Source organism: Nitrosomonas sp. (genome assembly GCF_043753625.1).
Taxonomy (GTDB): domain Bacteria; phylum Pseudomonadota; class Gammaproteobacteria; order Burkholderiales; family Nitrosomonadaceae; genus Nitrosomonas.
Genome location: NZ_JAYUWI010000016.1, coordinates 1 through 7,510, shown reverse-complemented (window position 1 = coordinate 7,510; position 7,510 = coordinate 1). Strand labels below are relative to the sequence as shown.

Annotated in this window: 12 protein-coding genes; 11 read left to right on the top strand and 1 reads right to left on the bottom strand. The window is 44.4% G+C overall.

Features of this window, described 5'->3' with window-relative positions:
* The 3 genes from ACH10T_RS01255 to mnmA all read left to right on the top strand — a co-directional run.
* A partial coding sequence (locus ACH10T_RS01255; protein WP_394807528.1) for an IS3 family transposase occupies nt 1-135 on the top strand: 135 nt, incomplete at its 5' end.
* 294 nt (nt 136-429) lie between these two features.
* Entirely contained in the window at nt 430-885 is a 456-nt protein-coding gene (locus tag ACH10T_RS01250; RefSeq protein ID WP_394807527.1) for an NUDIX hydrolase, read from the top strand.
* 4 nt (nt 886-889) lie between these two features.
* Complete coding sequence (gene mnmA, locus ACH10T_RS01245; protein WP_394807526.1) at nt 890-1,969, top strand: tRNA 2-thiouridine(34) synthase MnmA; 1,080 nt, start codon at nt 890-892, stop codon at nt 1,967-1,969.
* A 95-nt stretch (nt 1,970-2,064) separates the two neighbouring features.
* On the opposite strand, the gene ACH10T_RS01240 is transcribed toward mnmA, so the two are convergent.
* Complete coding sequence (locus tag ACH10T_RS01240) at nt 2,065-2,475, bottom strand: helix-turn-helix domain-containing protein (protein ID WP_394807525.1); 411 nt, start codon at nt 2,473-2,475, stop codon at nt 2,065-2,067.
* 120 nt (nt 2,476-2,595) lie between these two features.
* Between ACH10T_RS01240 and ACH10T_RS01235 the strand changes: the two genes are divergently transcribed.
* The 8 genes from ACH10T_RS01235 to ACH10T_RS01200 all read left to right on the top strand — a co-directional run bounded on the left by ACH10T_RS01235 (nt 2,596) and on the right by ACH10T_RS01200 (nt 7,509).
* Nucleotides 2,596-2,865 carry a hypothetical protein gene (locus ACH10T_RS01235; protein WP_394807524.1) on the top strand — a complete coding sequence of 90 codons (270 nt, stop codon included), beginning with the start codon at nt 2,596-2,598 and terminating at the stop codon, nt 2,863-2,865.
* Between the two features lie 14 nt (nt 2,866-2,879).
* Nucleotides 2,880-3,890, top strand: a complete 1,011-nt coding sequence (locus ACH10T_RS01230) for a phage/plasmid replication protein (protein ID WP_394807523.1) — start codon at nt 2,880-2,882, stop codon at nt 3,888-3,890.
* A gap of 76 nt (nt 3,891-3,966) precedes the next feature.
* A complete protein-coding gene (locus tag ACH10T_RS01225; RefSeq protein ID WP_394807522.1) occupies nt 3,967-4,263 on the top strand; it encodes a hypothetical protein in 297 nt (98 codons plus the stop codon).
* Nucleotides 4,264-4,337: 74 nt separating this feature from the next.
* Nucleotides 4,338-4,544 (top strand): major capsid protein, encoded by a 207-nt coding sequence (locus tag ACH10T_RS01220; RefSeq protein ID WP_394807521.1) that lies wholly within the window; start codon nt 4,338-4,340, stop codon nt 4,542-4,544.
* 68 nt (nt 4,545-4,612) lie between these two features.
* Nucleotides 4,613-4,942: a hypothetical protein gene (locus ACH10T_RS01215; protein ID WP_394807520.1), complete on the top strand. Its 330-nt coding sequence runs from the start codon at nt 4,613-4,615 to the stop codon at nt 4,940-4,942.
* Nucleotides 4,943-4,988: 46 nt separating this feature from the next.
* The gene (locus ACH10T_RS01210; RefSeq protein ID WP_394807519.1) at nt 4,989-6,296 is read left to right on the top strand and encodes a hypothetical protein; all 1,308 of its coding nucleotides are present in this window, start codon (nt 4,989-4,991) and stop codon (nt 6,294-6,296) included.
* Nucleotides 6,293-6,580 carry a DUF2523 domain-containing protein gene (locus ACH10T_RS01205; RefSeq protein ID WP_394807518.1) on the top strand — a complete coding sequence of 96 codons (288 nt, stop codon included), beginning with the start codon at nt 6,293-6,295 and terminating at the stop codon, nt 6,578-6,580. The genes ACH10T_RS01210 and ACH10T_RS01205 overlap by 4 nt, the downstream gene beginning before the upstream one ends.
* Nucleotides 6,577-7,509, top strand: a complete 933-nt coding sequence (locus ACH10T_RS01200; RefSeq protein ID WP_394807517.1) for a zonular occludens toxin domain-containing protein — start codon at nt 6,577-6,579, stop codon at nt 7,507-7,509. The genes ACH10T_RS01205 and ACH10T_RS01200 overlap by 4 nt, the downstream gene beginning before the upstream one ends.
* Nucleotide 7,510 lies beyond the last annotated feature (1 nt).

Here is a 7,510-nt window from a genome sequence, read left to right as displayed (position 1 = left end):
CGAGCGCAAGCAATTCAGGTGATTACCGAGTACATCGAGATCTTCTATAACCGGCAGCGAAAACAGGAGCGTCTTGGCTACCTGTCACCCGCTGCTTTTACACGGCGATATTATGAAAATCTGCTTGCCGCCTAACCCGTTGGACTCCACGTTTACCAACCGACCTCACAGAGTTGAAGCTGGGTATTTAGGTGCCGCTTCGCGGCTCACAGACAGAGCCCCCCTTTGAGAGGTTCCAGCGATAAGCCTCCGGCTCTGCCGGAGGTAATTTAACTTAACTCTGATCATTTGCCGTAGTGGCACCTGAAAATCCTGGTGAATCCCAACAAAATACAAAGTACCAATGCGATAATAAGCAGCATTCAAAATTACAGCGGATAGATAAGTATATTGCTGATTGGTATTTTATTTTTTATCACTGAAGAAATTATGATTTGGAAACCCAATGTAACAGTTGCGGCTGTTGTCGAACAAAATGGAAAATATCTGCTGGTCGAGGAGGAACCTGAAGCCGGTTCCGGTTTGTTTTTAAATCAACCGGCAGGGCATCTGGATCCAGGCGAATCCATCATGCAGGGTGCCATACGGGAGACACTGGAAGAAACCGCGTATACCTTCGTTCCTGAATATTTACTGGGCATTTATCAGTGGCACTCACGTCGCATAGATACTACCTATCTTCGTTTTGCTTTTGGCGGTCACGTTACGCAACATGATCCGGAACGTAGACTGGACACCGGCATCCTACAAGCAGCGTGGTTTAGTGTGGATGAAATTAATCAAATGCGCCACCGTCATCGTAGTCCACTGGTTATGCAATGTATTCAGGATCATCTCGCCGGTAAGCGATATCCGCTGGAATTGCTGACATACTATGAGTCATGATAGGATGAAAAAACAACGTGTGATTGTCGGTATGTCAGGTGGTGTTGATTCATCCGTGGCAGCTTATTTGCTGAAACAACAGGGTTACGATGTCATTGGGTTGTTTATGAAAAACTGGGAAGATGATGATACCGATGAGTATTGTTCTTCCCGCCAGGATTTTTTAGATGCGGTATCCGTCGCGGATGTGATTGATATTCCGATCGAGGTGGTGAATTTCTCGGTCGAATACAAGGATCGGGTTTTTTCGCATTTTCTTTCTGAATATCAGGCTGGCCGGACACCTAATCCTGATGTGCTGTGCAACGCAGAAATTAAATTCAAGGCATTTCTGGACCATGCGCATAAACTGGATGCGGATTGTATTGCCACAGGCCATTATGCTCAGGTACACAAAGTCGGCAGTGTATTTCAATTATTAAAAGGTGAAGATGGCACTAAAGATCAGAGCTATTTTTTATACCGTTTGAATCAAATACAACTTGCCAGTACATTGTTTCCTATTGGACATCTTTATAAGCGCGAAGTACGTAAGATAGCCAAACAATTAAAACTACCCAATTTCTCCAAAAAAGACAGCACAGGTATCTGTTTTATCGGGGAACGCCCGTTCCGGGAATTTCTCAATCGTTATCTCCCGCATGAGCCCGGTGAAATCCAAACTACCGAAGGGAAGGTGATCGGTCAGCATATCGGAATGATGTACTACACCATCGGACAGCGGCAAGGATTGGGGATTGGCGGGACACGTGATGGCAGTGATGAGCCGTGGTTTGTGTCAGCCAAAGATATGTCTAGAAATATATTAATTGTGGTACAAGGCCATAATCACCCTGATCTGCTTCGGCCATCACTAAAAGCTGCGGATTTGACATGGACTAGCGGGAAACAGCCGCATTGCAACTGGGTGTATGCCGCCAAAACCCGCTATCGTCAGGTTGATGCCCCATGCACGATTACAAATTTAACCCAGGGTCCTTGCCAAGTAAATTTTGCACAAGATCAATGGGCTGTTACGCCTGGTCAATCTGTCGTCATTTATGAAAGCAAGGTATGTTTGGGTGGTGGAATCATTATCGAATAACTCAGTACGATAAGCCCCGGGCTTTTTTGCAGAGTGCCGAATGAGAGATTCAATTATCATGCTGAAAAACGCCTCGAATCTTATCGAAAGATCAGCTATAAAATCATTTCTTCTTCGTCCTCTTCTTCTGTGATCAAGTTGCCAATAATTTGTACATTGGTAAATTGAGCACTTAAGTTTCCAGCATTTACGGGCTTCTGCATGGGTAGTGTCAATATCGAAATGACAATCGCGGCAGCTGTTACACTCGCCGCAGTTGAAAAACAGCTTTCAAAAATCTTCCTTTTTTTCTCATCTTTTTCTGTTACAAGGTTACTTGCTGCGATGACTTCTAGTCGATCAGCGCCTATGTAGTCTGCCAAAACTATACACATATCAACAGAAAATCCTTTTCTTCCGGCTTTTACCATCCTTATATAACTGGCTGATACATCAAGTATTTTTGCCAATTCTAATTGTTTCCCTGCTTTCTTTTCCGCTTGTTCGATGTAGTTTTTCATTTCCATAGTACGTTTGTCCTATTGACAGCAATCAAAAGGTTGCTTTATTGTAGCATCCGTTTGGTTGCTGTGTGATTTTGTAATAATCATATAGTTCAAATCTCATCAAGTCAATTAGGGGTATTCATGATAAACATTAAAAATAGTTATTTTCGAGCATTATCTAAAGTAACCACTAACGGCAAGTTCCCCGAATATTCTGATTTATGGCGTTGCTACCACCCAACAGCTTTGATGCTGGATAGTGATTATTGCCTATTCGCAAATTCTGGCCGGGTGGAGACGACGACTTCGGAGGAGGCGACAACCGGCCGCGGATCCCAAAAAAGACTTTACGTCCCAGTTACACGTAAAGTTAGTCCCACAGATGAAACAAAAGCACAAAAATTGCATTAAGGAATGATTCAAAAATGATGAATCTAATTCCTGTCTTTGTAGATTATCTGACTATCAGACAAGCTCATCATGAGGGCGGATTGCCAGTAATAAACGGCGGCCGGGTAGTGCGGATAGACTCAGATGGCGAAATCGAATACACCGTTGATACTCGGCAGGGCTTGGAAGGCAGTTTTGATAGTCGGGTAGAGGTTCGTTGTGATGGAAACCAGGTTGAATTCAGCGGTAACATTTCACGCTATGGCCGACAAGATAATTTATTTGGCTTTACCTTCTCTGACAGTATCCAGCGCATTAATGAATTGCTGAATACCCTGGGCTTGCCGCCTTTTACTTCTGGCAAGCTCTACAAATTCGCTGATTCCGGCTGGACATGGACAGGTGCGAGGGTAAGCCGGATAGACATAACCTGTAATTATGTCACCGGCTCCATGGTCGACTCTGAAGCATTACTCCGGAATATGGCCGGGCATCACATAGGCCGACAAAAGGGAAGTTTAGCAGTCAATGGCGCAACGGTTGAATATGGTCGCGGCTCCAAATATGTCTACGGCAAGCTGTACTGTAAAACAACTGAACTAAAAAAGCATAAATCCAGAAAATCCGGTCAGCATGTCTCTGATGAAGTCGTCGACTTCTGCCAATCCCTCGGCGTAATCCGCGAAGAATTTACCCTTAAATCTCGCTTTCTTCTACAAAACGGCCTGGCTTACCTGGGCGCAATCACAGACTCACTATTAATAGAGGTTTATATGAACAGAACCCAATTACAAAGACTGGAAAACGTCAAATACGAAAACTTCAACGACCTACCGGCTAATTTAAGAGCTACTTATGTTAGCTGGAAATATGGCTACCCAATAGTTCTTTCACGTACTTCCTTTTATCGACATAGAAAAGAACTCCTAGCCTATGGCGTTGATATCTCCATTCCAAACAACGTACAAACGATGCCAATTAAAGTAAAAACTATAGAACTAGCCGCACTCACTGCGCCCGACTGGTACATCAAGAAATACGCTTAAATTTTAGCTTCTACGCTCTGAACTCATTAACTGCCGGTTCAGATAAAGCGTTAACAGGTGGTGTTAAGAGGTTGTTATGTTAGAAAAAGTAAAAGTAACCGGTATTACATTCTTCAAAGATACCATTGACGGTAAATCAATCGATTCCGGCGCGGCATTTGTAGAAGAACATTTGAATTTTCAAACCGGAAGAGCGAAGGGCACCGCAACACAAAAATATCCTTTAGGCGATGCAGCCAGAGCACAAGCCTTAATGCACCTGGAATTTCCGCTCATTTGTGAAGTTGAATTTGTGCGGGTCACAAATGGCAATATTTCCAAAAACATAATTAATTCAATTAAACCGATTTCTCAGGTCAAGCCTGCCGCGTGATTTTAGCCTATACGCTCTATTGTGGGGCGTATGGGGTGCAATCCCGCACCAATTAACTTTTAGGAGTATTAATTATGTTTTCAACTTTGCGTAAATACGCCGTGATGGCAGTAGGCGCTGTATTAGGTTTTTTCGGCGTTGCTGCACATGCTGCCGTTCCTGCATCTGTAACAACTGGCATTTCTGATGCTGTTACAGATGTCAGCACAATCGGCGCTGCAATTCTTGGTGTTGTGATCGTTATCGCTGCATTCGGCTGGTTACGCCGCATGATCAAATAATTAACCCCTTCGGGTTTTCTAGGGGTGGGTTTCTCTGATTCCTGCCCCTTTTTTATAAAGGGGTTCTTATGGGTTACAGATTTCAGAATCAATGCTACGAAACAAAGCAAGATTTTCTTAATGCTCTTTCTCAGACTTGTACGGCTCCCAGTGGTGCCGCTGGCCTCTCATCATATTTTACGGTGTGTACAGCTAATGCAGATAATATCACGGTGCAAGCCTATACCCTGACCAATGGTACTGCACAAACCGCTTTTACGATAACCCCTCAATTAATTACCTGTGATTTTTCCCCTCCCTATACAAACGCTGATGTGATTCAAGTCAGTTGGTTAGTCGTTGGCGTTTGGGTCGTGGCCTGGGGCATTAAAAAAATGTCGGAGGTCTTAAAAAAATGATTGATTACTCTAATCTTTCTCTATTTCTTGCGATTCTGGGGGCGGCGTGGATACTCTTAAATTAACGCTTTTACTTTTGCTTTTCTTCAAATCCGGATTATGTTTTTCTGCGCTTTTTGATATGTCGGAACACTCCGGGATTATCAAGGGTTCAGACGGTTCATACAGTCAGGTTTCTGCAAATGGTTCGATTAGAAGTCTTACCTCTAATACTGAATTAGCTTTAGTCGAGAAAATACCCTTCAACACCTCGAAGGGATTATTTAACGCAGAAATTACACGTAATGCGCTTGTTGATGTATCGCGTATCGGTGCCACTGTCCGCACTGTTGCCGCTGCAAGTGGCCCGGTCGGCCTGACTCTTACCGCTGTTTCTTTGGTTTGTGAATTGACGACTATTTGCAAAGATGTTGCTGGAAACTGGTCAATTACCGAAAATGCAGATTTACCCGGTTATCCTTCCACACTCAACATTGTAGGTTTTTATTTCGTTGCTGGCATTAATAGCGTCCCATATCGTTATCCCTCGCCTGAAATCGGGTGCAGTCGCGCGGCCGCTGTAGATAAGTTTTGGGGTGATGGGTATACGGGTTCAGGTTCAGGGACTGGTCCATCTGCATGCATAAGAACTAAGACAAGCGATGGCTCAACCGCTCAAATATCTATTACTTTTTCCAGTGGTACTTGTCCTGAAAATTATGTCCTTACCGGTTCTATCTGTTCGTTATCCGGCGCTACTCCGCAAGTTCCAACTGCTTCACAATGGGATTCTAAACAACCTTTGCTTAATGATCCCCGTTTTACTCCTGAGCTAGTAACCAAGGGTTTGCCCGTTCCGGTTCAAACGCCAACAATGACCCCAATCAGCAGCCCAATCGACAAACGAACAACCACTTTAAAAGATGGATCAGGAAACACAACCGGAACAGAAGATGAAATTACCGAAGCGAAGCTAGAAAGCCCGACACCTGCAGAAAACCCAACGGGCAACCCTAACTTAATCAAAATTACCGAGATCACCACAAAAAACACCTACAACACCAGCAACGTTTTAACCAGTACCACGACAACAACAACCGGAGGAACGGAACAGCCACAACCTCAAAACATTGAAATAGACATAGACAATATGCAAGACCAGCCACTCGAAGAAAAAGCAATCCCCGGCATTTTTTCTCATACTTCATGGGGTTCCGGCTCCTGTCCGGGAGATCGTTCGGTTTCTTACCATTACGGCACCCTTAACTTAACTTTTCAGCCTGCCTGTGATGCCGCAAATTGCGCTTCAGCCGCTTGTCGTAATCCTGGCCGGTATCGCTGCACTTTTCATAATCTCCGGAGCGGTTCGCAATGATTAAAATACTTTTACCCTTGGCCAAGTTCTTCGATTCGAACATTGGCGCATTAATTCATAAAGGATTAGCAGCTGCCGGAATTGGAATTATCAGTTATGCGGCTGTAACCACTGCTTTCAATGCTGCCTTGTCCTTTACCCAATCCCATTACAACAGCCTCGCCGGTGATATGTTGGCTTTGATCGGCCTGGGCGGCATTGGTGAAGCTATGGGCTTAATTGTCGGCGCCATGACATTCAAACTCACAATGACAACCGTTAAACGCTTGGGGCTAAAACAATGAGCATCTCTCTACTTACTGCGGTTCCTGGTGGCGGTAAAACTTCTTACGCTGTGTGGAATGTCATAAAAGAAGCCCACGAACAAGGAAAAATCATTTACACAGTGGGCATTCCTAAACTGACTATTCCGACCATTGAATTAACCTACGATCAAGTCCGGCAATGGTTCAAAACATCACCGAACGAGGAGGGCTTACCGGAACTACTCAATATCGAACACGGCTCAATCATTGTAATTGATGAAGTACAGCGTATCTGGCCGGCAACCGGTGCCAAGATATCGGACGACATTAAAGAACTGTCAGTTCATCGTCATTATGGGCTTACTTTCTTTCTGATAACTCAGGCTCCGAACCTCATACACCGTAATGTTCTGGCGCTGGTAGATCGTCATTTACATATTGGCGTGAATTGGGCAGGGCGCAAAATATACGAATGGTCAGAATATTGCCGTTCGCCGTCAACTAAAACCAGCAAGGACACGGCAGTAACCTTTAACTATAAGCTCCCCAAGGAATCCTTTGCTTTATACCATTCAGCAACACAGCACGTTCAAGCAAAAAAACGCGCTCCAATGACGTTTTATATTTTTCTCGTTGCCATCCTGCTAACCATCGTATTTGCTTATTTTGGCGTTCAGCGGGTAGTAGCTAAAACGAATCCGGATACTGAAATTTTATTAACTGACGAAAAACCGATAGAGCAGCCGGTTACTGTTACACCGCAGCCGGTCCAGCCTGTGGAATCACCGCGTAACCTGTTTGACGTTCAATTACTGACACATGACATTGACTGGTCAATCGTATCCGCCTGTTTAGCTAGTCCTAAACTCGGATGTGTTTGTTACGGCCAATCCGGGCAGCGTTTAGTTGTTCCCAAGGAATCCTGTGAACTGGCTGTTACCTCCGGATGGGATCGTAAGAAAGCATAAT

What these genes read in the sequence shown, in the direction of transcription:
- ACH10T_RS01250 (WP_394807527.1), top strand. Translation starts at nt 430, where the DNA reads ATGATTTGGAAACCCAATGTAACAGTTGCGGCTGTTGTCGAACAAAAT.
- mnmA (WP_394807526.1), top strand. Translation starts at nt 890, where the DNA reads ATGAAAAAACAACGTGTGATTGTCGGTATGTCAGGTGGTGTTGATTCA.
- ACH10T_RS01240 (WP_394807525.1), bottom strand. Translation starts at nt 2,475, where the DNA reads ATGGAAATGAAAAACTACATCGAACAAGCGGAAAAGAAAGCAGGGAAA.
- ACH10T_RS01235 (WP_394807524.1), top strand. Translation starts at nt 2,596, where the DNA reads ATGATAAACATTAAAAATAGTTATTTTCGAGCATTATCTAAAGTAACC.
- ACH10T_RS01230 (WP_394807523.1), top strand. Translation starts at nt 2,880, where the DNA reads ATGATGAATCTAATTCCTGTCTTTGTAGATTATCTGACTATCAGACAA.
- ACH10T_RS01225 (WP_394807522.1), top strand. Translation starts at nt 3,967, where the DNA reads ATGTTAGAAAAAGTAAAAGTAACCGGTATTACATTCTTCAAAGATACC.
- ACH10T_RS01220 (WP_394807521.1), top strand. Translation starts at nt 4,338, where the DNA reads ATGTTTTCAACTTTGCGTAAATACGCCGTGATGGCAGTAGGCGCTGTA.
- ACH10T_RS01215 (WP_394807520.1), top strand. Translation starts at nt 4,613, where the DNA reads ATGGGTTACAGATTTCAGAATCAATGCTACGAAACAAAGCAAGATTTT.
- ACH10T_RS01205 (WP_394807518.1), top strand. Translation starts at nt 6,293, where the DNA reads ATGATTAAAATACTTTTACCCTTGGCCAAGTTCTTCGATTCGAACATT.
- ACH10T_RS01200 (WP_394807517.1), top strand. Translation starts at nt 6,577, where the DNA reads ATGAGCATCTCTCTACTTACTGCGGTTCCTGGTGGCGGTAAAACTTCT.